At 33.4% G+C, this 22,213-nt stretch carries 24 protein-coding genes, 1 tRNA gene and 1 riboswitch; of the genes, 18 read left to right on the forward strand and 7 right to left on the reverse strand.

The genetic code is table 11. The annotated features are described in order from the left end of the window. Positions 1-13 precede the first annotated feature (13 nt). Positions 14-1,810, forward strand: coding sequence for an oleate hydratase (locus tag PEPCATONIAE_RS03585; RefSeq protein ID WP_138159604.1), 1,797 nt, complete (start codon positions 14-16; stop codon positions 1,808-1,810). A 168-nt stretch (positions 1,811-1,978) separates the two neighbouring features. Continuing rightward, the gene (gene ftsH / locus PEPCATONIAE_RS03590; protein WP_138159605.1) at positions 1,979-3,970 is read left to right on the forward strand and encodes an ATP-dependent zinc metalloprotease FtsH; all 1,992 of its coding nucleotides are present in this window, start codon (positions 1,979-1,981) and stop codon (positions 3,968-3,970) included. A 47-nt stretch (positions 3,971-4,017) separates the two neighbouring features. Here the strand turns inward: ftsH and PEPCATONIAE_RS03595 are convergent, their stop codons facing one another. Then, positions 4,018-4,179 carry a hypothetical protein gene (locus PEPCATONIAE_RS03595; protein WP_180339345.1) on the reverse strand — a complete coding sequence of 54 codons (162 nt, stop codon included), beginning with the start codon at positions 4,177-4,179 and terminating at the stop codon, positions 4,018-4,020. A gap of 34 nt (positions 4,180-4,213) precedes the next feature. Next, entirely contained in the window at positions 4,214-5,035 is an 822-nt protein-coding gene (locus PEPCATONIAE_RS03600) for a transglycosylase domain-containing protein (protein ID WP_138159606.1), read from the reverse strand. 104 nt (positions 5,036-5,139) lie between these two features. Between PEPCATONIAE_RS03600 and hflX the strand changes: the two genes are divergently transcribed. The 3 genes from hflX to nadE are packed head-to-tail and all read left to right on the forward strand — an operon-like array spanning position 5,140 to position 7,841. Continuing rightward, positions 5,140-6,441: a GTPase HflX gene (gene hflX / locus PEPCATONIAE_RS03605; protein WP_138159607.1), complete on the forward strand. Its 1,302-nt coding sequence runs from the start codon at positions 5,140-5,142 to the stop codon at positions 6,439-6,441. Further along, positions 6,434-7,075: a YigZ family protein gene (locus PEPCATONIAE_RS03610; protein WP_138159608.1), complete on the forward strand. Its 642-nt coding sequence runs from the start codon at positions 6,434-6,436 to the stop codon at positions 7,073-7,075. Before hflX ends, PEPCATONIAE_RS03610 begins: the two co-directional genes overlap by 8 nt. A 49-nt stretch (positions 7,076-7,124) precedes the next feature. Next, positions 7,125-7,841: an NAD(+) synthase gene (gene nadE, locus PEPCATONIAE_RS03615; RefSeq protein WP_138159609.1), complete on the forward strand. Its 717-nt coding sequence runs from the start codon at positions 7,125-7,127 to the stop codon at positions 7,839-7,841. Positions 7,842-7,879: 38 nt separating this feature from the next. Here the strand turns inward: nadE and PEPCATONIAE_RS03620 are convergent. Beyond that, positions 7,880-7,963, reverse strand: a tRNA-Leu gene (locus PEPCATONIAE_RS03620). A 180-nt stretch (positions 7,964-8,143) separates the two neighbouring features. Between PEPCATONIAE_RS03620 and PEPCATONIAE_RS03625 the strand changes: the two genes are divergently transcribed. Both PEPCATONIAE_RS03625 and PEPCATONIAE_RS03630 read left to right on the forward strand, forming a co-directional pair. Continuing rightward, positions 8,144-8,551 carry a hypothetical protein gene (locus PEPCATONIAE_RS03625; protein ID WP_138159610.1) on the forward strand — a complete coding sequence of 136 codons (408 nt, stop codon included), beginning with the start codon at positions 8,144-8,146 and terminating at the stop codon, positions 8,549-8,551. Between the two features lie 27 nt (positions 8,552-8,578). Continuing rightward, positions 8,579-9,088 carry an adenine phosphoribosyltransferase gene (locus tag PEPCATONIAE_RS03630; protein WP_138159611.1) on the forward strand — a complete coding sequence of 170 codons (510 nt, stop codon included), beginning with the start codon at positions 8,579-8,581 and terminating at the stop codon, positions 9,086-9,088. A gap of 6 nt (positions 9,089-9,094) precedes the next feature. Here the strand turns inward: PEPCATONIAE_RS03630 and PEPCATONIAE_RS03635 are convergent, their stop codons facing one another. Next, positions 9,095-10,150, reverse strand: a complete 1,056-nt coding sequence (locus PEPCATONIAE_RS03635; protein WP_138159612.1) for a DNA polymerase IV — start codon at positions 10,148-10,150, stop codon at positions 9,095-9,097. Positions 10,151-10,241: 91 nt separating this feature from the next. Between PEPCATONIAE_RS03635 and PEPCATONIAE_RS03640 the strand changes: the two genes are divergently transcribed. After that, positions 10,242-10,856, forward strand: a complete 615-nt coding sequence (locus PEPCATONIAE_RS03640) for an HAD family hydrolase (protein ID WP_138159613.1) — start codon at positions 10,242-10,244, stop codon at positions 10,854-10,856. A gap of 101 nt (positions 10,857-10,957) precedes the next feature. Here the strand turns inward: PEPCATONIAE_RS03640 and PEPCATONIAE_RS03645 are convergent, their stop codons facing one another. Continuing rightward, positions 10,958-11,380, reverse strand: a complete 423-nt coding sequence (locus PEPCATONIAE_RS03645) for an EamA family transporter (protein ID WP_138159614.1) — start codon at positions 11,378-11,380, stop codon at positions 10,958-10,960. Between the two features lie 181 nt (positions 11,381-11,561). Here PEPCATONIAE_RS03645 and PEPCATONIAE_RS03650 point away from each other — a divergent pair, with 181 nt between their 5' ends. The 3 genes from PEPCATONIAE_RS03650 to PEPCATONIAE_RS03660 all read left to right on the forward strand — a co-directional run bounded on the left by PEPCATONIAE_RS03650 (position 11,562) and on the right by PEPCATONIAE_RS03660 (position 14,141). Further along, the gene (locus tag PEPCATONIAE_RS03650) at positions 11,562-11,816 is read left to right on the forward strand and encodes a hypothetical protein (protein WP_138159615.1); all 255 of its coding nucleotides are present in this window, start codon (positions 11,562-11,564) and stop codon (positions 11,814-11,816) included. A gap of 128 nt (positions 11,817-11,944) precedes the next feature. Then, a complete protein-coding gene (locus PEPCATONIAE_RS03655) occupies positions 11,945-13,312 on the forward strand; it encodes a L,D-transpeptidase family protein (RefSeq protein WP_138159616.1) in 1,368 nt (455 codons plus the stop codon). A gap of 44 nt (positions 13,313-13,356) precedes the next feature. Then, positions 13,357-13,472, forward strand: a riboswitch (FMN riboswitch). A gap of 63 nt (positions 13,473-13,535) precedes the next feature. Further along, positions 13,536-14,141 (forward strand): ECF transporter S component, encoded by a 606-nt coding sequence (locus tag PEPCATONIAE_RS03660; RefSeq protein WP_138159617.1) that lies wholly within the window; start codon positions 13,536-13,538, stop codon positions 14,139-14,141. 143 nt (positions 14,142-14,284) lie between these two features. On the opposite strand, the gene PEPCATONIAE_RS03665 is transcribed toward PEPCATONIAE_RS03660, so the two are convergent. Further along, positions 14,285-14,929 (reverse strand): 50S ribosomal protein L25, encoded by a 645-nt coding sequence (locus PEPCATONIAE_RS03665; RefSeq protein WP_138159618.1) that lies wholly within the window; start codon positions 14,927-14,929, stop codon positions 14,285-14,287. 25 nt (positions 14,930-14,954) lie between these two features. After that, entirely contained in the window at positions 14,955-16,022 is a 1,068-nt protein-coding gene (mnmA, locus tag PEPCATONIAE_RS03670) for a tRNA 2-thiouridine(34) synthase MnmA (protein WP_138159619.1), read from the reverse strand. A gap of 160 nt (positions 16,023-16,182) precedes the next feature. On the opposite strand from mnmA, the gene PEPCATONIAE_RS03675 reads away from it, so the two are divergent. The 7 genes from PEPCATONIAE_RS03675 (at position 16,183) to PEPCATONIAE_RS03705 (ending at position 22,063) form a co-directional block, all read left to right on the forward strand. Next, on the forward strand, positions 16,183-17,253 hold the full coding sequence (locus tag PEPCATONIAE_RS03675) for an FAD:protein FMN transferase (protein WP_138159620.1): 1,071 nt from the start codon (positions 16,183-16,185) through the stop codon (positions 17,251-17,253). Further along, positions 17,243-17,746, forward strand: coding sequence for a hypothetical protein (locus PEPCATONIAE_RS03680; protein ID WP_138159621.1), 504 nt, complete (start codon positions 17,243-17,245; stop codon positions 17,744-17,746). Before PEPCATONIAE_RS03675 ends, PEPCATONIAE_RS03680 begins: the two co-directional genes overlap by 11 nt. Then, positions 17,743-18,264 (forward strand): thermonuclease family protein, encoded by a 522-nt coding sequence (locus PEPCATONIAE_RS03685; protein ID WP_138159622.1) that lies wholly within the window; start codon positions 17,743-17,745, stop codon positions 18,262-18,264. Before PEPCATONIAE_RS03680 ends, PEPCATONIAE_RS03685 begins: the two co-directional genes overlap by 4 nt. A gap of 2 nt (positions 18,265-18,266) precedes the next feature. Further along, positions 18,267-18,764 carry a phosphatidylglycerophosphatase A gene (locus PEPCATONIAE_RS03690; RefSeq protein ID WP_138159623.1) on the forward strand — a complete coding sequence of 166 codons (498 nt, stop codon included), beginning with the start codon at positions 18,267-18,269 and terminating at the stop codon, positions 18,762-18,764. A 330-nt stretch (positions 18,765-19,094) separates the two neighbouring features. Beyond that, positions 19,095-20,237, forward strand: coding sequence for an acyl-CoA dehydrogenase (locus PEPCATONIAE_RS03695; protein WP_138159624.1), 1,143 nt, complete (start codon positions 19,095-19,097; stop codon positions 20,235-20,237). A gap of 10 nt (positions 20,238-20,247) precedes the next feature. Continuing rightward, complete coding sequence (locus PEPCATONIAE_RS03700; RefSeq protein ID WP_138159625.1) at positions 20,248-21,042, forward strand: electron transfer flavoprotein subunit beta/FixA family protein; 795 nt, start codon at positions 20,248-20,250, stop codon at positions 21,040-21,042. Between the two features lie 13 nt (positions 21,043-21,055). Continuing rightward, positions 21,056-22,063, forward strand: coding sequence for an electron transfer flavoprotein subunit alpha/FixB family protein (locus tag PEPCATONIAE_RS03705; protein ID WP_138159626.1), 1,008 nt, complete (start codon positions 21,056-21,058; stop codon positions 22,061-22,063). The last annotated feature ends 150 nt before the right edge of the window (positions 22,064-22,213 follow it).

Below are 22,213 nucleotides of genomic sequence, written 5' to 3' on the forward strand. Positions count from 1 at the left end.
GGGAGGTAAGGTTATGGAAATTAAAACATTTGATGAAAGACTTAAGCTTGGTAACGGAGATTATGATAGACTTGTTAACTCAAGAAAGCCTAAGGGAATTGATGATAAGAAATCTTATATAGTAGGAACAGGTATTGCGGGCCTATCAACGGCGGGATTTTTAATCAAAGATGCAAAGATGGATCCTTCTAAGATAGTTTTTTTAGAAAAGGATGATATAGCTGGAGGTGCACTAGACGGAAAATTACTTGCTGATGTAGGCTATGTGGCAAGAGGAGGACGTGAGACAGGACATCACTTTGAAGCATTGTGGGATCTTTTAAGTGTTATACCATCAAGGGAAGATCCGAGTATGTCAATTTTAGATGATTTGTATTATACAAACCTTGACGACCCTAACTTTAGTAACTGTCGTATAACAAAAAATAAGGGACAACGCTATGATAACGGTAAGTTTAACCTTTCAAAGGATGTAATTGAAGAAATTCTTCATTTACTTCTAACACCTGATGAAAAACTGCAAGGAGTATCTGTGGAAGAAGTATTTTCAGATGAATTTTTAGAAAGTGATTTTTGGACATTTTATAGAACGATGTTTGCTTTTGAAAACTGGCACTCAGTTCTTGAATTAAAGCTTTATATAAATCGTTTTATTCATCATGTTGGAGGGTTGCCGGATCTTTCAGCATTACAATTTACAAGATATGACCAATATGAATCTATAGTTGTTCCAATAATGAACTGGCTAAAGGATAAGGGCGTTCAAACAGAATACAATTGTGAAGTAGAAGATATAGAATTTGAAATTACAAAGGATAAAAAAGTAGCTACTAAAATTGTCGCTTCTGATGCAAAGACCGGCAAGGATAAATCAATTACCTTAACAGAAAATGATCTTGTCTTTGTAACAACCGGATCACTTGTAGAATCTTCATCCTATGGAGATAATAAAACAGCACCTAGCTTGGATATTTCTACAGAAGAAAGCTTTAAACTATGGAAAAATATTGCTAAAAAATCTTCTGAATTTGGAAAACCTGAAGTTTTTACATCAAACATTGAAAAAACAAATTGGGAATCAGCTACTGTTACTGTTAAGAGCAAAGAAATTGCATCCTATATAGAAAAAATAACCAAACGTAGTCCCTATACGGGAAAAGTTGTAACAGGAGGAATTGTAACAGCCCTTGATTCCAACTGGTTAATGAGTTGGACCATTAACCGCCAAGGACAATATATAGGACAACCTGATGATGAAATAGCAGTTTGGGTCTATGCACTCTTTACTGATAAAGAGGGAGATTATATTAAAAAGCCTATGAAATTGTGCACAGGAGAAGAAATTGCAAAAGAATGGTTATACCATATAGGTGTGGATGAAAGCGATATAGAAAGATTAGCTGACAAAACTTCAACTATTCCTGTATTTATGCCATATATAACGGCACAGTTTATGCCTAGAAACTTTGGAGATAGACCCTATGTAGTACCTAAAAATTCACTTAACTTTGCATTCTTGGGACAATTTGTAGAAACGCTTGATGATCCGGGTCGTGATACGGTATTTACTACTGAGTATTCAGCAAGATGTGCAATGGAGGCAGTCTATGTACTGACAGGCGTGGAAAAGAAAGTGCCAGAAGTATTTGCATCACGTTATGACATTAGGTACATGTTGGCAGGCCTAAGTGCATTAAATGATGGCGAAAAACCGAGCTTAGATTTACCTATTGGATTAAAGGCAGTAGTAGATAAGAAAATCAAAGGAACTGAAATAGAGGCCATGTTAAAAGAATATAATATACTTTAAAGGGAAAAATAAAAAGACCGTCTTTTAATAAGATCGGTCTTTTTTCTGCACAAGCACCTATTTATAGAGCAATTAAATTTTATATAATTGTCATCTAAGACTTTTGGGTATATAGTATTTATACATAATTATTAAGTGGTGTTAATTTAAAGTGGAAGGATGTTTTAAATGTTTTTTGACGAAGACAGAGACAATAACGATATAAAAGACAATCAAAAATCGCCTAAAAATTTTAATAATAGGCCTATGATGATTTATTATATAATGGCTATTATTTTAATGTTTTCAGTACCTTATCTTACAAGACAAAGGATTATGAATCCCAACGATGTAAAAGTTGTGGATTATAGCACATTTTTAAACCTTGCGGAGGAGGGACCGGACACAGTTAAAAAAGTCCATGTTCTTGAAAAGGAAATTCTATTTGAAGTTAAAAAGGGTGAAGAGAATCAAAAATATAAAACTTCAAGTTTTAACGATCCGGACCTGCCAAGCTTTTTACACGAAAAGGGAATTGAGTTTGACAGAGAGTATCCGGCAGAGCTTAACCCTATAGTGGGAATGCTTATATCATTCGGCTCAACAGTATTAATGTTGGTCTTAGTTTGGTATATTTTCTCTAAAATTGTAACAAAGAAGTTTGGCGGTGGCGGAGTAGGTCCTATGAGTTTTGGTAAAAGCAATGCCAAGATTTATGTACAATCAACAGATGGAATTACCTTTAAAAATGTAGCCGGTCAAGACGAAGCTAAAGAGGCTTTAACTGAAATAGTAAACTTTCTGCACAATCCCAAAAAGTACACACAAATAGGAGCAAAGCTTCCAAAGGGAGCTCTTTTAGTAGGTCCTCCGGGAACAGGAAAAACTCTTCTTGCTCAAGCAGTTGCCGGGGAGGCTAATGTACCCTTCTTTTCAATTTCAGGTTCTGAATTTGTAGAGATGTTTGTTGGTCTTGGAGCGGCTAAGGTTAGAGATTTATTTAAGCAAGCTCAGGAAAAAGCTCCATGTATAGTTTTTATAGATGAAATTGATACTATAGGTAAAAAACGTGATGGAGCTGGACTTTCAGGCAACGATGAAAGAGAGCAGACTCTTAATCAGCTTTTATCTGAGATGGATGGATTTGAAGGTAAATCAGGAGTTGTTATTCTTGCGGCAACTAACAGACCGGAATCTCTTGACCCGGCACTACTTAGACCGGGAAGATTTGACAGGAGGATACCTGTAGAGCTTCCGGATTTGGCGGGAAGAACGGCAATACTTAAGGTTCATGCCAAGAATATAAAAAAAGAGGACAATATTGACTATGAACAAGTGGCAAAAGCAACTGCAGGTGCATCAGGAGCGGATCTTGCCAATATGATTAATGAAGCTGCCCTTAGAGCTGTAAGGGAAGGCAGAGACAAAATGAGTCAAAGGGATATTGAAGAGTCCGTTGAGGTTGTAATAGCCGGATATGAAAGGAAAAATGCAGTAATATCCCCTAAGGAAAAGGAAATAATAGCCTATCACGAAGTAGGTCATGCTCTTGTCGCAGCTAAACAAAAAGGTTCGGCACCTGTTCATAAAATAACTATAGTTCCAAGAACTTCAGGGGCTTTAGGTTATACCATGCAGGTAGATGAAGAAGAAAAGTTTCTAATGAGTAAGGAAGATCTTTTTAATAATATAGTAACCCTTACCGGTGGACGATCTGCAGAGGAACTTATTTTCAATATAAAGACATCAGGTGCATCAAATGATATAGAAAAGGCTACAAGAATTGCCAAGGCTATGATTACAAGATTCGGCATGACTGATGAATTCGGTTTTGTAGCTTTAGGATCTGAAACTAACAGATATCTTGGAGGAGATATGACCCTTGATGTATCAAGTGATACGGAGGCTAAAATCGACAGGGAGGTTCATAAAATAATTGAATCCGCTCACGAGAAAGCTATAAATATCCTAAAGGAAAACATTAATGCACTTCATGAAATAGCAGCTTTTCTTTTAAGGAAGGAAACAATTACTGGTGAAGAGTTTATGGATATTTTAAAAAATTATGAGGAAGACAATATTTCGGAATCTCAAAAAGAACAATCTTTAACAGATGAAGAAAGTAAAAAAGAATCTCCGGAAGCTGGTGACAGTTCAGAAGAGCAAAGAGAAGAAGATTAAATTTTAAAGTATATATTTAAAATAAAGTAGCCACCATATGGTGGCTATTATGCTTTTAACTTTTGATTTCTGTATTTTATTCTACTTGAATAAAATAAAATCTTTCCCATTCTTCTAAGACCGGGCTTGAATTTTTTATTATTTTTAGCAAATCGCGGTTTCCTTAAAACTCTTTTAACCAACATGGTAAAAAATAATTTTCTTAACACAAAGGCACCTCTTTTCATTTAAGTTAAATTTAATTTAAAGACTGGGCTTTATTGAATCTCTTATGGGATATTTTAAGGCCTCATCATAGTTTTCAAGGTCTATATACCCTAATTCATATAATCTTAATAAAACTGTTTTTTGCCTTTTAAAGGCCGGTTCATTGTAAAATATTTTGTAATTTATGCCATCTATCATTTTTTCACCTAAGGGAGCCCCTTGATCAGTATCTGATTTTACCAACTTAATGGGACTGTAAGAAGCAGGGGATTTTGTAATTGATGCAATGAGAGCACTTTCAGGAAGATTTATATCCTCTACATTTTTGCTAAAATATTTTTTGCAAGCCGATGCAACGCCATTGCAACTATGACCAAGATAGATTGTATTTAAATAAAGCTCCATAATCTCATCTTTATCAAATCTTTTTTCAAGCTTAATAGCAAGATAGGCTTCTTGAAATTTTCTTTTAAGGGTTTTGTCGGGACTTAGGTAAGCATTTTTTATAAATTGTTGGCTTATAGTTGACCCGCCTCTTACTAATTTTTTACTCTTTATATTATCTCTAATTGAGCCTAAAATAGCTAAAGGATCTATTCCCTTGTGTCTATAAAAACGGTGGTCCTCAATTGCTATAAAGGAGTTTATCAAGTCCTTAGGCATATTTTTTATTTCAACATATTCATAGCCTGAGCTTATGACTTGGTTTTTATAGTAGTCCTTATCTTTAATTTCTATATCTCCAAGAGAAGCTACAGAATAGATTCCATAGATTAATAAAAGAAAAAAGCCTATAAATAAAACTAAAAAAGCTTTTGATAAAAGTCTTCTTGAAAATCCTTTTTTATTATAAGTCATAGAAACCTCCTGAAAAAATTATAACATGTAAAGCCAAGAATTTTTCTAAATTTAATAAAGAGAGTGATTATGATTAAAGTTAGAGAATTTGCTATAATGTAAATATGGAAAAAATAAAAGATGGAGAAATAGAAAAGGCAATAGTAGTTGCAACAGATATAGGCGCTAAACCCTACAGTCTTAAAACGTCACTTGAAGAGTTGGAGGATCTTACCATAGCGGCAGGAGCGGAGGTTCGAGGTGTTGTCGCTCAAAACATTGAAAAGTTTTCTCCTAAATACTTAATAGGGACAGGCAAGGTCAAGGAAATAAAAGATATGCTGGAGAAGCTTGACATAGATCTTGTAATATTTAACGATGAACTTTCAGGTATTCAGGTAAGAAACTTGGAGAAAAATTTTAATGAAGGTAGAGATTTTTTTGATAAAAAAGTAAGGGTAATAGACAGAACAAACTTAATACTTGACATATTTGCTCAAAGAGCATCTACCTATGAAGGAAAGCTTCAGGTGGAACTTGCGCAACTTGAATATCAACTACCAAGACTTTTGGGAATTGACGGTTGGTCAAGAACTGGTGGTGGAATAGGCACAAGGGGACCTGGAGAACAAATAATAGAAACTGATAGGAGAAGACTTTTAAAAGAAATAGATAGCATCAAGGCAAAGCTTAAAAAGCTTGATAAAACAAGAGACACTATGAGAAACAGAAGAACTGAAAATCATATTCATACAGTTTCTCTTGTAGGTTATACTAATGCAGGCAAGTCTACTATCTTAAATAGACTTAAGCTTGAATCTTCCAAGGAAGTTTATGTAAAAGATATGCTTTTTGCCACCCTTGATCCCAATTCAAGAAGGGCTAAACTTTTAAACGGATCGGAGTTTATTATATCTGATACAGTAGGTTTTGTATCAAAACTTCCCACTAAATTGGTGGAAGCCTTTAAGTCAACCCTGGAGGAAATAAAATATTCAGATTTAATACTTCATGTGATAGATGCGTCCAGCGAGGATTTGGAGATTCAGTATAAAATAACTGTTGATATTTTAAAGGACTTGGGAATTGAAAATAAAAAAATTCTAACAGTTTTTAATAAAATGGATAGAGTTGAAACTGATCAGCTTGCAATTAATCCCAGCTATGGAGAAAACAGAATATATATTTCAGCTAAAAAAGATGAAAACATGGATATTCTTTTAAGGGCAATAGAAGAAAGTTTTAAAGATGATTTTAACAAGGTCAATATGCTTATAGCTTATGACAAGGCGGATGTTTTGTCGAATATCTTAGATAGCTACAAGTATGAAAATTTAGAATATAAAGCTGAAGGGGTAAGTTTTACAACGGTCCTTAACAGTATTGACTATGAAAAATATAAAAAGTTTGTGATAGAAGATGTATAGAAGTGTTTTAAAAAATGGACAGGACAGTTTTATAGAAAGGAAATCTCAATTTATAGGTTATGCTTTTCCCGTTACAAGTGAAGAGGAAGCTCTTGATAAAATTGCACAAATTAAGGCAAAAAATAAAGATGCCACGCACAACTGCAGTGCCTATATAATAGGAGAGGACAAACTTATACAAAGGTATAATGATGACGGAGAGCCTTCAGGTACTGCAGGTATTCCAATGCTTGAAGTTTTAAAGAGAGAGAATCTTACTAATGTGTGTCTTGTGGTTACAAGATACTTCGGAGGGATTCTTTTAGGAGCGGGAGGATTGGTTCGTGCCTACTCTCATGGAGCAAAAATAGCTTTAGATGCAAGTCATATAGTTGAAATGCGAGAGTTTGAACGCTTGTCCTTAACCTATGATTACTCATTTCATGGAGAGATTACCAATAGACTTATTAAAGCGGGCTATAAGATTTTAAAAGAGACTTATACTGACAAGGTTTCTCTTGAAATTCACAGTGAGCTTGGTGATAATTCTATAAAAAAAGAACTTACAAATCTTACATCAGCTAAAATAGATATAAAGGTTTTAAAGAATGAAAGGTTACCTTGTAATAAAGGTAAAATAATATATAAATCATAAAACAAGATAACTGATAAAGGTATTAAAATATAAATATAAGGGAGCAAAAATGAAAGAAGAAATAAAAGACTTAGTAGCATGGTTACAAGATAAGGTTAAAGAAGCAGGAGCAAAAGGAGTAGTTTTCGGACTTAGCGGCGGAGTAGATTCATCAGTAGTAGCAGCTGTATCAAAGCTTGCCTTCGGGGAGGATGCACTTGGAATAATAATGCCTTGCGAAAGCAATCCTAAAGATGAAGAGGACGCAAGACTTGTTGCAGAAGCTATAGATCTTAATATAGAAAAAGTTGATTTAACAAATACTTTTAAATATTATTTGAAGGACAGCTTTATCTCAGACAATTTAATGGCAAAATCAAACATTAAACCTAGACTTAGAATGCTAACCCTTTATTATTATGCTCAAGACCGCAACTATTTGGTCCTGGGATGTTCAAATGCATCTGAATTTTACTTGGGTTACTATACCAAGTATGGAGATAGTGGAGCTGATTTAATACCTCTGGCAGAATTTTTAAAGGATGAAGTTTATGATTTAGCAAAAGAACTTAATATCCCATCAGCTATAATAGAAAAAGCACCGAGTGCAGGACTCTTTGAAGATCAAAGCGATGAAAAGGAAATGGGATTTACCTATAAGGACTTAAATGATTATATAAGAGGGAAGAAGATAGATGACTCTATTGCAAGAAAAATAGAAAAGATGCACAAAAATTCAGAACATAAGAGAAAGTTTGCTCCTATATACAAAAGAAGAATTAAATAAAAAAGACCTGAAGGTTTATCTTCAGATCTTTTTTTAGTTGGTGCGGGAAAGAGGACTTGAACCCCCACTCCAAAGGAACTAGATCCTAAGTCTAGCGCGTCTGCCAATTCCGCCATTCCCGCAAGCAGTTAACAAGAGAGATTGTATAATAAAAAAGTGTTTTTGTCAACAAGTTTTTATTTTTTATATACAGTCCCTAAGCACAAAAGTAATTATACATTGTTTTTACAAATCATGCAACTATTTTCTAAGAAAGGATAAAATATTTTTTTAAGGTGTTATAATAGTTTAGAGGTGTTTAAATGAAAGACTGGTTTATAAGAGTTATGAGAGGAAGATATGGATCTGTATATGGTGCTGATTCTCTTACTAAATTTCTTCTTGTTTTAGCTGTTGTTGTCTCTATTGTTAGTGCAGTGGGTTTTTTGCCCGGTGATTTCAGATATCTAAGTTATTTTTTGATACTTATTTTATATTTTAGATTTTTTTCTAGAAACTTAGATAAAAGACTTGCTGAAAACAAAAAATTTTTAGAAATAACTTCTCCCTTCATAAGATTCTTCTCCAGAACATCAAGAAACTTAAAGGATAGGAAAAATAAATATTTTAAATGTCCTAATTGCGGACAGGAACTTCGTGCTCCAAGGAAAAAGGGAAAGATTAGTATTACTTGTAACAGTTGTAAGCAAAAGTTTCAAATTAGAACTTAAAAATAATTTAATTTTGAGGTGTAGATAATGGACTTATATGAAAAAATCAGAAGTATTAAGGATTATCCTGTAGAAGGAATTATTTTCAGGGATATTACTACTTTATTAAAGGATCCTGAAAGTTTTAAAACAGCTATAGATCAGATGTGTGACCTTAATGATACTAAGGTTGACCTTGTAGTTGGAGTTGAGGCAAGGGGATTTATAGTAGGTGCTCCCATTGCTTATAAATTGGGCTGTGGATTTGTACCTGTAAGGAAAAAGGGTAAGCTTCCCTATAATAAAATTTCAGCGGACTATAAACTTGAGTACGGCACCGACTCCATTGAAATACACTCTGATGCTATTAAAAAGGGTCAAAATGTTCTTATTGTTGATGACCTTCTTGCTACAGGTGGAACCTCTCAAGTAGCTGCTGAACTTGTTGAAAGACTTGGAGGCAATATAGTAGGCCTTGATTTTCTAATTGAGCTTGTAGACCTTAAAGGTAGGGAAAAGTTATCTAAGTATAAGGTAAATTCTATATTAAAATATTAATCCGGATTAGTCCGGATTTTTTATATCTTTAAAGCTTAGCTGTATCGTGTCAAGGTCCACTAGGTTTGATGCTGATATTCCCATAAGTCTTAGTTTTTTTTCTGTGTAGTTCTCTTTAAAAAGAGCTTTAGATTTTTCTAAAATATCTTCATAGCTTTTAATAGTTGTTGAATAAGTTTTTGAATGGGTGCTTGTCTTAAAGTCGTGAGTTTTTAGTTTCAGTGTTAGGGTTTTAAAGCCTAAGTTGTATTTTTTTAAGTCTTCTGCAAGTTCTTTTGAATATTTATCTAAATAGCTGTTAAGTTCTTTTTTGTTATTAGTTTCAAGAAAAGTTCTCTCCACTCCCATGCTTTTTCTTGTTCTATCAGGTATTACTTCTCTTCTGTCTATACCTCTTATTCTTTCATATATTTCTATTCCCATTTTGCCGAAAAGATCAAATAGAAAGTCCTCCTTTAAGCCCATAAGGTCTTCTATAGTGTTGATACCTATTTTTCTAAGTTTTTCTTGGGACATTTCACCTAGACCGTGGACTTTGTTAATGTCAAGCTTGTATAAAATTTCCGGCATATCTGAGTCTGAAATTATCATAAAACCGTCAGGTTTTTTCCAATCGCTGGCTATTTTGGCAAGAAACTTATTATAGGACAGGCCCATACTTACAGTAAGACCCGTTTCTTTTAATATTCTTCTTTTTAAGTCCATGGCAAGATTAACAGGTTCATTTGAATGGGAAAGGTCAATGTAGCATTCATCAATTGAAACTTTTTCCATATTTCGTGAGTAGTCAGCAATTATATTAAAAACTTCTTTGGATTTTTTTAAATATTTTTCTCTATTGGATTTTACTACAATTAAACTGGGGCATAGAGCCCTTGCCATAAATATAGGCATGGCAGAATGAATTCCATACCTTCTTGCAGGATAGTTTACAGTTGCAACAATGCCCCTGTCACTTAGACCGCCAACAGCTAGAGGTTTACCTTTAAGTGAAGGATTATCAAGTTCTTCAACAGATGCATAAAAAGCATCTATATCTATATGAATAATTTTGTTTTTCAACTTAATCACCTAAGTTAATATTAACAAAAGGCGAAAATTCATCAAGCTTTAAAAATATTTTATATGATGTATAATTGCTTTGAGGTGAAGTATGAAGAGAATCATTGCCATATTCGACTTTGATAAGACTCTAACAGACAAGGATACAATAATACTTCTTTGGGAATATGCTATTAAAAATAAAAAGGTAAGTAAATTTATATTTTATAGGTCTATTATACAGGGAAGTCTAAATTATTTAGCCGGATTTAAAATTAAGCATTTTAAGTCAAGTATATGCAGAGTGTTTCGATACTTAAGTGAAGAAGACTTGGAAGACTTTGTAAACTATGTTTATGAGAGTCATATGTTGGAAGACGGTCTCGAATACCTTGAGAACATTGAGGCGGACTATTTTATGTTGGTATCAGCATCTCCTATAAATTATCTTAAATATTTCAAAAGTTTTTTAAAATTTGATGTAATTATTGGAACGGAGTTGGATGAATCTTTTAACATAAAGGGAGAAAATAACAGATCAACTGAAAAGGTTGAGAGAATTTTAAACCATCTTAGTAGCAAGGGTATAGAAATAGACTATGACAATTCCAGTGCTTTTTCTGATTCCTATAATCATGACAGGCCCATGATGGAGTTGGTAAAAAACAGGTATCTCATTAATTCAAATAAATCTGTAGAAGGTTATAAAAATTTATATTGGAAGTAAAATATCTATAATAAAACTCCGAGTCCATTAAGACTTCGGAGTTTCTATTTTTTATTAAAAATAATGGTAAGAAGAATAAAATTTTGTAACAGAAAAAGATTTTACTTGCGCATAATTATTATGCCTAAAATACAAACTATTACTCCTAAAATCTTTCTCGGTGTTATAGGTTCATTGTAGAGAATAAGACCTACAAAAAGTAAAGTTATGGATAAAATTATACTTACAATTAAATAACCTGAGTTAATATTCCAACCGGACTTATAAAGATACATATAACCTGCCTCAAGACCTACTATGGCCACACCTAGAACAAATGGAGCCCAGTTAAGTTTATGGTACTCTTCTATTAGGCTTGCACCGGGATTAGTTATAAAAAACACAAGAGCCGAGCACACAGTACCTATTAAGTAAGTGATTGTAAGGGCCGCTAAGGGATTTAGTTTTTCAGGAGAGGACTTGGAGCAAATATGATAAAAAACATTTGAAAATACTATTAAGAAAATCGGCCAATAATTAACCATAGGACACCTCCGTTTTCAATTTACTTTATAGTAGCATAAGGGCAGTTTATTTTCAAAGCTTTTAAAGAGATCACAAGATCTTGTAGTTTTTATTTAATACTGACACAAGATACATAAACACTTTACAAATAAGCTTTATATTGTAATTGATAGATTTGTAATTAAATATTTGGAGGGAATTATGGTATTGGAGATAAGATATTTAAAAAACTTAGAGAGACCCTGGTTAATTAAAAGAGCTGATGGCGACTATTCTCAACATTCTCACATGAAAAGGAAGAAAGATGTGGAAAAAGTTAAGCACCTTATTGAAATAAAAAAATATCCTGACAATAAAGATCAAAGAATTGCAATGGAAAGATTATTAACTGAAGATGAATTTAGAAGTCTTAACAAAAGGCAAAGGTACATAAATATAAACAAAGGATTAAGATAAAATCTATTATATATGAAAGAGTTTATATAAGGTTGACTTATTAAATGTAAGTCGACCTTATAATTTTAATAAGGAGATTTAACTTTATTAAAAAGCCCAAGTGTATTAGAATGTAAATGGTGAAACAAATGAAGAAATTTTTTAGAGCATCTATAGTTTTAATAGTTTTATTATTGGCAACTGTATACCTATCCGGTTTTTATTTTTTTGCTTACCACTTCTTTCCAAAGACCACTATAAATGGAAAAGATTTCGGATTTACAAGAAGATCAGACTTATATGAAAACTATAAATCTTACTATGACAATTACAATTTAAAATTGATAAAAAAAGATGGAAGTTTAAAAATAAATCCTAAAGATATTGACTATGTAGACACATTAGACCAGGGACAATTTGTAGATCAGAATCCATTTTATTGGTTTTTGTATATTTTAGTGCCAAGAGATGAGAGCCTTCAAGCAAGGATAAATTACAATGAGGATAAACTTGAGGAAATTATAGATAAGAACTTTGTTAATATAGATAATTTAATTGAGCCAGAAGATGCTCAAATAGTTTATGAGAAGGACAAGTATAAGATAAAAAAGGAAGTTGAAGGAAACAAGGTTAACATTAAAAAACTCAAGGAAGAGATTATTAAGAGTTTTAAAAGTGCTGATAAGAAATTAAAGCTTGAGGAGAAGGACCTTTATATAAAACCCTATATACTTTCAGACGATAAGAGGTTAAACTCTATTCTTGAACAAAAAAACAAACTAAATGGTTTTAAAATAACTTATGATTTTAAAGACAGGCAAGAAGTTCTTGAGAAAGACGAATTGGTAAGCCTTTATGTTGATAATGGAGAGGGCCTTTTAGTTCCGGATCCGGTTAAGGCTGAGGATTATATTAGAATGCTTGCCTCAAAGTATGATACCTTTAAGGGAGAAAGAGTATTTAATGCTACAGATATAGGTCCTGTAACTGTTAGGGGAGGAATATATGGATGGAGCACCGATATATTAAAATCTACTGAGGAGCTTATTAAAGCATTGGAAAACACTGAGGATGTAACATTGACTCCAAGTTACAGACTTGAAGCGGTTGATAGAGGACTTAACGATTTAGGTAACTCTTATGTTGAAATTGATTTAGGCAGACAACATATGTGGCTTTATAAAGATTCCAAGCTTGTAGTTGATACTCCTATAGTATCTGGAAATCCCAGTCAAGGAAATGGGACTCCTACAGGGACAGGAAAAATTTGGTCAAGAGAAAGAGACAGGTATCTTACAGGTGATGGTTGGAGATCTTTTGTAGGTTATTGGTTACCCTTTAACTGGTCAGGCTGCGGCATTCATGATTCTTCCTGGAGGTCTGATTACGGTAAGGACATTTATCTTACTAATGGATCTCATGGCTGTGTAAATACTCCTCCTAATCTCATGAGTGTTTTTTATAACAACACTTTTCACGGTATGCCTGTTGTGGTCTATGACTCCAATTCAAAATAGAATTCTTGCTTTTTTTAAGATAAATATGGTAAAGTATAGTCGTTAAATATCTTCAGGGTTTGGTGAAATTCCTTACCGGCGGTAAAGTCCGCGAGTCCTTAGGGACTGAACTTGTGAAATTCAAGTACCGACGGTATAGTCCGGATGAAAGAAGATTGTATTTTTATGCAATTCCCTGAGAAATCATGGGATTTTTTTAATCCCTAAATTCTTGGAGGTTTAAATGAATAGAGTTAATTCAAAAACAGGAGCAAGTACAAGGCAGTTAATAAGGATTACAATGTTGTCTGCAATTTCTTTTTTGCTTATGGCATACCAAATCCCTCTACCTTTTATAGCTCCAAGCTTTATACAAATGGATGTATCGGATTTACCTATTGTAGTAGGCTCATTTGCTATGGGACCTGTTGCGGGGATTTTAATTTCCGCTCTCAAAAATATACTTCACATAGTAATAAAAGGAACAACTACAGGTGGAGTAGGGGAGTTGTCAAACTTTATAATAGGCTCCGTCTTTGCTTTTACTGCCGGATTTGTCTACAGTAGAAATAAAAGCTTTAAAAGTGCCTTTTTAGGTTTATTTTTAGGAAGCCTTGCTATGACAGGAGTGTCTATAATATCAAATTATTACTTTATATTTCCCCTATACAGCAAGCTTATGCCGATGGATGCCATAATAGAGGCCGGTTCAATTGTAACATCAAAGATAACTGACCTTTGGTCTATGATGATGTATTCAATACTACCTTTTAATTTAATTAAGGGTTTTAGCGTTTCAGCCTTGGCTATGCTTATTTATAAAAGAGTTTCCCCTATACTTAAAGGATAAAGGAGAAGATGGCAGGATTGTTACTTTAAAAGTGGCAATTCTGTTTTTGTTTTAAGAAAAGTATTTAAACAGGATATAAAAAATTGACCTTAGCCTGATATTAAATCAAGTTAAGGTCAATTTATTTGTAAGTATTATATTAATTACTCTTCTTCTTCCTTAGGAGCTTCAGTTTCTGAAACGGTAGGAACGTCTGCTGAAACCTCTTCTACTTCTTCTCCTATTTCTTCTTCTCTAGGCTCTTGAAGGCTTGCAACTATTTCATCAGTATCTGTTAAGATTTCAACTTTATCATTAGATGCTATATCAAGATCACCTATAGTGTAGGAATCACCTATTTGCATATCTATTACATCAATACTTGCTTCTGATGGTAGGTCTGATGGTAGACATTCAATTTCAACCTCATCAATTGTTTGAAGAAGTACTGAAGGTTGAACTCTTATATCATCTCTATTAATTAATACAATAGGAACAGTAACTCTAAGTTTTTCAGACATATCTACAAGGAATAAATCAAAGTGTAAAATTTGATTTTTAAAAGGATGGTTTTGAACATCTTTAAATAATGCCTTTTGTTCTTCTCCATCGATATTTATTGTAATAATATTTGATGTACCGGCTTTTGAATATAGTTTTTTAAGTTCCTTTTCAACTGCCTTAACATGTGAAGCTTCTTTACCCTTTGAATAGATTACTCCTGGGATTTTTTGATCCTGTCTTAATTTAATTACCTTATTTTTTCCTATCTCTTCTCTTTTTTCAAGATTTAAAACCATTTCTGACATTTTATACCTCCAAATTAAAATTTCCTTATTTTATAATTCCTGAACCAAGACACACCTCATCCTTATATAGAACAAGGACCTGTCCCGGGGTTACCCCTTTAAGTGGATTATCAAATACCGCTTTAAGATTATTACCATCTTTATATATAGTCATAGCTTCGTCTTTTGCCCTGTATCTTATCTTTCCGGAACACCTTAATGGAAAGCCCGGGGCTTGAGTAATAAAGAAAGGATCTTCCAAAATTGTTTCTGTCTTGTATAGAGCCTTATTTTTTACCCCTTGAGCAACAATAAGTCTATTGTTTTTAAGATCCTTATCAGCTACAAAAAACGGTTCACCATTGCCCATACCTCCAAGTCCGATACCTCTTCTTTGACCGATGGTATAATGTATAAGTCCTGAATGTTTACCTAAGTACTCTCCTGTTACAGAATATATATCTCCAGGTTTTGTATAAAGGAACTTGTCCAAAAAACTGTTAAAGTCTCTTTCACCTATAAAACATATACCCGTTGAGTCTTTTTTATGCGCTGTTGCCAAGTTATTTTTAATTGCAATATCTCTAACCTGATCTTTAGTGAGATCTCCGACTGGGAATAGAGTTTTTGCAAGAGCTTCCTGATTTACTCTGGACAAAAAATAAGATTGGTCTTTGTTGCTATCAACGCCTCTTAGTAAATACGTCTTACCATTTTCCTTTTTAGTTCTTGCATAATGACCCATAGCTATATAATCGCTTTCAAAGGTCATGGCAAAATTCAGGAACGCTTTAAATTTAATTTCGGTATTGCACATTACATCGGGGTTTGGAGTTCGCCCTTTTTTATATTCATTTAAAAAATAGGAAAAAACTCGATCCTTATATTGTTTTTCAAAATTTACCGTGTAATACTTAATACCCAACTGGCTGGCCACTCTAGTAACATCAAGGTAATCTTCAGTAGCGGTGCATATACCATCTTCATCTTCTTCGTCCCAGTTTTTCATAAACACTCCGGTAACATCGTAACCCTCCTCTTTTAAAAGAAGAGCTGCAACAGAAGAATCGACTCCACCACTCATTCCAAGAACTACGCTTTTACCCTTAGTCATTGAAATTACCTCCTGTGGTTCTAACCATTAAAACATTATACATTAGAAGTAAGTAAAAATCTACAAAAATCGACAATTACCATATTTTATATTAAAATTACATATAAATTTTAATATTTTATTTACAAAGTTTATTTGATAATATATAGAAGGTGATTTTATGAAAAGATTGTTGCCTATATTGGCACTTTCATTTTTGCTTGTAGCCTGTGGGACAAGGGTTAAAGAAAAATCCTATGATATATCGTTTTTTGACGCCTTTGACACCTATACAGTCATAAGTATATATGACAAGGACGATAAGTCCGCTCCTGAAAAACTTAATAAGCTAAAAGATAAATTTTTTTACTATCATAGACTTTATGACAGATTTAATTCTTATGATAATAACAATTTAAAAACGATTAATGATAATGCAGGTAAGACCGGAGTAAAAGTTGAAGAAGATTTATATGATTTAATAAAAAGAAGCCTGGAAATTGACAGCAATATTCAAAAGGTTAATATAGCCATAGGACCTGTTACAGATTTATGGAATGAGTATTCACAGCTTTACCAAGATGGTAAAACTCCTGAAGAAGTTAAAAATATTATGGGAAGTGAGCTTCCTAAAAAAGAGGACCTTGAAGCTTTAAGGCCTTTAATAGATGAGAATAATATTGAGTTAAATGATAAAGAGAGATCCGTCTACTTAAAAAAAGAGGGGATGGCTTTAGACTTAGGATCAGTTGCAAAAGGTTATGCGGTGGAGAAGCTTGCCCAATATGCAGAAAAAGAGCTTGGAGTTAAAGCAGGAGTTATATCAGCAGGAGGCAATGTAAGGACAATAGGAAGTCCACCAGATAAAAAGAGTTTTAAAATTGCTATAACCATGCCTGATGATATAATTGAAAGAGGAGGCTCTGAATATCTGGCTGTCTTAGATGTAAACGATAAGTCAGTAGTAACCAGTGGAGATTATAGAAGATTTTTTATTTATAAGGGAGCAAGATACCCACATATAATAGATGAAGAAACTCTTGCTCCTTCAAATGACTATAGATCCGTTTCAATTATAGTAAAGGATTCCTTTGTTGCGGATTATTTATCTACAGCCATGTACTTGTCGGACTATCAAAGCATATTAGATACAGTCAAGGAATACGATGCTGAGGTCATAATTCTTATGCCTGACTTAAAAGTATTAACATCTCCTGGACTTGAAGCCATAGGTGAAGTAAATGAAAAATAATGTTAGGGGACTTATATTTCACATATTTATTATTTTAATCATGTTTTTGTTAAATATTCTAATAGGTTTAAACAAAACTATATCTAACTTTATATATGGAAATGTAATTTTTAAGCTGCTACTTGCCCTTTTGCCAATAATTTTATATTATAATTTTGCCAAGGCAATGAGTAAAAGAGCAAGTAAAAGATTGGACTTTTTAACCGGAAATATTATAGTTCTTGTTTCAATAATATTTTTTATACCGCCTATAATTATGGAAGGAAGAGGAATGTTTTCAACAGGGGTAGCAGAAAGCATTTGGAAGTTTCCCCTTGATTTATTTCTAATGCCCGGAATTTTTATATTTGAAATTTTAGGATTGGGCTATAATCTGTTAAGTCTTATATTTGCAAGCCTTCTTCCGGGAATAATTTATGGCATATCAATAAAAAAGGCCAGAGCAAAAATAAACAGAAGAAGAAAAATTCAGAGAATGAGAGCAAGAAGATGAAAAAATATTATTTTCCTATAATACTTTTAATAGCTTTCTTTGTATTTAATGAGTTCTTCTTATCAACAGACTCCAATACGGAGATAAGAACCATTACAAAGGTTGTAGATGGAGATACAGTGTACACTAATAAGGGAGAAAAAATAAGGATAATAGGAATAAATGCACCTGAACTTGGTGAAAAAGAAGCTTATGGAACTGAGTCCTGTGAGTTTGCACAAAAGCTCTTATTTAATAAAAAAGTATATCTTGAAAAAGATAAAGAAGATGAGGACCGATACGGTAGAAAGCTTAGATATATTTGGATAAAAGAACCTAAGAATCCTATGAAAGATGCTTATGATTATAATTTTTCGGCTCTAAGTCTAAAGGAGGGACTTTCTAGAACCTATACCTTTGAGCCTAATACAAAATATGTAAAAATATTTAAAAAAGTTGAAAAGACAGCAAGAAAATCCAAGGTTGGAATGTGGTCAATATCAGAAGATGGCACAACAAGAGGAAATGAATTGAGGTAATTATGAAAAATACAAATGAATTATATAAAAGTACATTAGCTGCTTTAGAGTCTATAGATGTAAAAATTGAAGACATTGCAAAAATAGTTTACGATTTGCAAATAGAGTATAACGATAAAATAACCTTGCAAGAGTGTATTGATAATGTAACCAAGGTTCTTGAAAAAAGAGAAGTAATGCACGCTGTGTTAACAGGTCTTGCTATAGATAAGGCTGTAGAGAAGGGAGAGTTTCCTGAACCGATTCAGTCTATTATAAAAAAAGATGCCGGACTTTACGGAGTTGATGAGATACTTCCCCTTGGAATAGTAAATCTTTATGGAACTATAGGACTTACAAATTTCGGATACCTAGATAAAAAGAAAGTTGGCATAATAAAAGAAATAGATATGCGAAAGAGAGATCTTAAAAATGTTAATACCTTTGCAGATGATATAGTTGCAGCTATAGCAGCAGCAGCTGCTGCAAGAATAGCTCATGGATATGGTGATGAAGATTAAACTGATGTAAATGCATCAGTTTTTTTATGCTTAATAGTCTATTAATTAAGGTTAAATAAAATTTCATAAAGATAAATTAATTAATGAATAAATTTACAAAATGCTTTAAAGATACAAATAGATTTATAAATATCTCATAAGGACAATTAAATAATAAAATTAAAAATCACCGGGGAAAAATCAATATTAGACAGTTAAAATTAAGTGATTAAAAAATTTGACGTTTTTTTGATAAAGCTATTGAATAAAGATTAATAAGTGTTATAATGTGGATAGTTGTTATTTAATTAACATAACATTAAATAGATGTAACTCGAGGGAGGTTATTACGTGGATTTTACTATTAATAAGGAGCATGAGCTTCTTCAAGAAATGTATCGTTCCTTTGCAGAAAACGAAATAAAACCATTTGCAAAAGATATCGATAGTACGGAAGAATTTCCAAGGGAAAATCTTGAAAAATTGGCAAGATACGGATTTTTCGGAATACCTTTTCCAAAGAAATATGGCGGTCAAGGTGGAGACTACTTGGCTTACTCAATGGCAGTTGAAGAATTGGCAAAAAAATGTGCGACAACAGCTGTAATAATTTCAGCACATACTTCATTATGTAGCGGCACAATTTATGAAAATGGAAATGAAGATCAAAAAATGAAGTATTTGCCGGATTTATTAAGTGGTAAAAAACTTGGCGCATTTGGCCTTACAGAACCTAATGCAGGAACTGATGCTTCAGGTCAACAAACTGTTGCAAAGCTTGACGGAGACTATTATATATTAGATGGAACAAAGGTATTTATAACTAATGCTGAATTTGCAGATATATTTATTGTATTTGCCATGACAGACAAGTCAAAAGGTAACCACGGAATATCAGCGTTTATAGTAGAAAGAGGTACTGAAGGATTTTCAATAGGAGAGCCTGAAGAAAAGATGGGTATTAGGGGATCATCTACCTGCGAACTTATTTTTGAAAACTGCAGAATACCTAAAGAAAATCTTCTTAGAAGAGAAGGACAAGGTTTTAAAATCGCTCTTGGTACTTTAGATAGAGGTAGAATAGGTATAGCTTCTCAAGCTCTTGGTATTGCTGAGGGAGCTATTGATGAAACTGTAGAATATGTTAAAGAGAGAAAACAATTTGGAAAGAGACTTTCTGAATTTCAAAATACTCAGTTTGAACTTGCAAATATGAAAACGGCAACAGATGCAGCGCAATTATTAGTTTATAGAGCAGCATGGGCTAAGGACAACTTAGAAGAATTTGGACATCTTGCAGCTATGGCAAAATTATTTGCATCAGGAAATGCATCAGATGTTACAAGACGTTGTTTACAATTATTTGGAGGATACGGCTATACAAGAGACTATCCTATCGAAAGAATGATGAGAGACGCAAAAATTACTGAAATCTATGAAGGAACTTCCGAAGTAATGAGAATGGTAGTTTCCAGATGGATGGGCGTAAAGTAGGAGGTATTAGATGAATATAATTGTTTGTATAAAACAAGTGCCTGATACTAATGAAGTTAAGCTGGATCCCGTAACTAACACCCTTATTAGAAAAGGGGTACCAAGTATTATTAACCCAGATGATAAAGCTGGACTTGAAGCGGCACTTAGAATAAAAGATAAAGATCCTGACAATGTTAAAGTTACAGTACTTAGTATGGGACCTCCACAGGCTGAAATAGCTTTAAGAGAAGCCTTGGCAATGGGCGCTGATGATGCTATTTTATTATCAGACAGAGCATTTGGAGGAGCTGACACCTGGGCAACTTCATGTACAATATCCGGTGCCATTGAAAAACTTGACTATGATCTTATTATAGCAGGACGTCAAGCAATTGACGGGGATACTGCACAAGTAGGACCTCAAATAGCAGAACACATAGGGGTACCTCAAATATCTTATGCAGAAGATATTGAAGTTCATGGAGATAAGGTAAGAGTTAAAAGACAATTTGAAGACAGGTATCATGTACTTGAAGTAAAGATGCCTTGCCTAATTACTGTGCTTAGCGAAATTGCAGAAGCAAGATATATGTCAGTAAGCGGAGTTTACGAAGCGTTTGAAAAAGAAATTACAGTTTGGGGTCTTGAAGACATTAAGGATCATTTAGACCTTTCAAATATAGGTCTTAAAGGATCACCTACAAAGGTAAGAAAATCCTTCCCTAAACAAGCAAAGGGCAAGGGCATAGTACTGAAAGATTTAACTGCTGATGAAGCAGCTCAAGCAATTGTAGCTAAACTTCAAGAAAAATATATTATCTAAAGGAGTTTGAGAAATGTCAAAAGATGTATATGTATTTGTAGAACAAAGAGATAATAAAATTCAGAAGGTAGGCATTGAGCTGTTAGGTATAGCCAGAAAGCTTGCAGATTCATTAGGACAAGAAGTAGTTGGAATGCTTATTGGGGAATCAGTAAGAAGCGAAGCTGAAATACTTTTCAGACATGGTGCCGATAAGGTTATAGTAGTTGAAGATCCTTTACTAAAGGAATATACAACTGAACCTTACACAAAAACAATAGATTATATAATTAAAAAGTATGATCCTGAAATTGTACTTTATGGTGCAACATCAATAGGTAGAGATCTTGCACCTAGACTTGCGGCAAGAATACACACAGGTCTTACAGCGGACTGCACTAAGCTTGAAATAGATGAGGAATCCAAAAATCTTCTAATGACAAGACCTGCCTTTGGTGGAAACTTAATGGCTACTATCCTTTGTGAAGACTTTAGACCGCAAATGGCAACAGTAAGGCCGGGAGTAATGCAATCAGTAACGATAGAAAAAAAAGACGGCGAAATAATAGATGAAAAAATTGAGTTCACCGACGCAGATAAAACTGTTAAAATTATAGATATTTTAAAACATGAAAACAAGAAAAAAGATATTACAGAAGCTGACATTTTAGTGTCAGGAGGACGTGGAGTCGGAGCACCTGAAAACTTTAAAGAACTTGAAGAGCTTGCAGCAGAACTTGAAGCGGAAGTATCAGCATCAAGAGCTGCAGTAGACGCAGGCTGGATGCCTAAAGATCGTCAAGTAGGTCAAACAGGTAAAACAGTAAGACCTGAAGTTTATTTTGCAATGGGAATTTCAGGAGCAATCCAACACTTGGCAGGAATGGAAGAGTCAGATCTTATAATAGCTGTAAATAAGGCTGAAGATGCACCTATTTACGGAGTGGCAGATCTTGGAGTAGTTGGAAACATCCATGCTATAATACCAAAGCTTACGGAACTTATTAAACAAGAAAAAGCTATTAAGGCTGAGATAAATTAAAATCTTTCCCCGAAGAAAAAGCTTCGGGGATTTTTTATTTTTTATAAAATCCTGACAAAGCTCTAAAATACTTAAAAATATTATTGACAATGAGACAGTTCTATATTAAAATAGCTAAAGTGTTTAAAAAGCCCCGGAAAACTTTTAAAT

It is taken from the genome of Peptoniphilus catoniae, from assembly GCF_901447155.2.
Taxonomy (GTDB): Bacteria; Bacillota; Clostridia; order Tissierellales; family Peptoniphilaceae; genus Peptoniphilus_E; species Peptoniphilus_E catoniae.

Bases quoted from the DNA above. Each gene is read 5' to 3' on its own strand.
- nadE (WP_138159609.1), top strand. From the start codon at position 7,125: ATGAAAGAAGAAATAAAAGACTTAGTAGCATGGTTACAAGATAAGGTT.
- PEPCATONIAE_RS03690 (WP_138159623.1), top strand. From the start codon at position 18,267: ATGAAAAATACAAATGAATTATATAAAAGTACATTAGCTGCTTTAGAG.
- PEPCATONIAE_RS03610 (WP_138159608.1), top strand. From the start codon at position 6,434: ATGTATAGAAGTGTTTTAAAAAATGGACAGGACAGTTTTATAGAAAGG.
- PEPCATONIAE_RS03630 (WP_138159611.1), top strand. From the start codon at position 8,579: ATGGACTTATATGAAAAAATCAGAAGTATTAAGGATTATCCTGTAGAA.
- PEPCATONIAE_RS03600 (WP_138159606.1), bottom strand. From the start codon at position 5,035: ATGACTTATAATAAAAAAGGATTTTCAAGAAGACTTTTATCAAAAGCT.
- PEPCATONIAE_RS03685 (WP_138159622.1), top strand. From the start codon at position 17,743: ATGAAAAAATATTATTTTCCTATAATACTTTTAATAGCTTTCTTTGTA.
- PEPCATONIAE_RS03650 (WP_138159615.1), top strand. From the start codon at position 11,562: ATGGTATTGGAGATAAGATATTTAAAAAACTTAGAGAGACCCTGGTTA.
- PEPCATONIAE_RS03680 (WP_138159621.1), top strand. From the start codon at position 17,243: ATGAAAAATAATGTTAGGGGACTTATATTTCACATATTTATTATTTTA.
- PEPCATONIAE_RS03640 (WP_138159613.1), top strand. From the start codon at position 10,242: ATGAAGAGAATCATTGCCATATTCGACTTTGATAAGACTCTAACAGAC.
- PEPCATONIAE_RS03700 (WP_138159625.1), top strand. From the start codon at position 20,248: ATGAATATAATTGTTTGTATAAAACAAGTGCCTGATACTAATGAAGTT.
- ftsH (WP_138159605.1), top strand. From the start codon at position 1,979: ATGTTTTTTGACGAAGACAGAGACAATAACGATATAAAAGACAATCAA.
- PEPCATONIAE_RS03660 (WP_138159617.1), top strand. From the start codon at position 13,536: ATGAATAGAGTTAATTCAAAAACAGGAGCAAGTACAAGGCAGTTAATA.
- hflX (WP_138159607.1), top strand. From the start codon at position 5,140: ATGGAAAAAATAAAAGATGGAGAAATAGAAAAGGCAATAGTAGTTGCA.
- PEPCATONIAE_RS03655 (WP_138159616.1), top strand. From the start codon at position 11,945: ATGAAGAAATTTTTTAGAGCATCTATAGTTTTAATAGTTTTATTATTG.
- PEPCATONIAE_RS03665 (WP_138159618.1), bottom strand. From the start codon at position 14,929: ATGTCAGAAATGGTTTTAAATCTTGAAAAAAGAGAAGAGATAGGAAAA.
- mnmA (WP_138159619.1), bottom strand. From the start codon at position 16,022: ATGACTAAGGGTAAAAGCGTAGTTCTTGGAATGAGTGGTGGAGTCGAT.
- PEPCATONIAE_RS03625 (WP_138159610.1), top strand. From the start codon at position 8,144: ATGAAAGACTGGTTTATAAGAGTTATGAGAGGAAGATATGGATCTGTA.
- PEPCATONIAE_RS03675 (WP_138159620.1), top strand. From the start codon at position 16,183: ATGAAAAGATTGTTGCCTATATTGGCACTTTCATTTTTGCTTGTAGCC.
- PEPCATONIAE_RS03705 (WP_138159626.1), top strand. From the start codon at position 21,056: ATGTCAAAAGATGTATATGTATTTGTAGAACAAAGAGATAATAAAATT.
- PEPCATONIAE_RS03645 (WP_138159614.1), bottom strand. From the start codon at position 11,380: ATGGTTAATTATTGGCCGATTTTCTTAATAGTATTTTCAAATGTTTTT.
- PEPCATONIAE_RS03585 (WP_138159604.1), top strand. From the start codon at position 14: ATGGAAATTAAAACATTTGATGAAAGACTTAAGCTTGGTAACGGAGAT.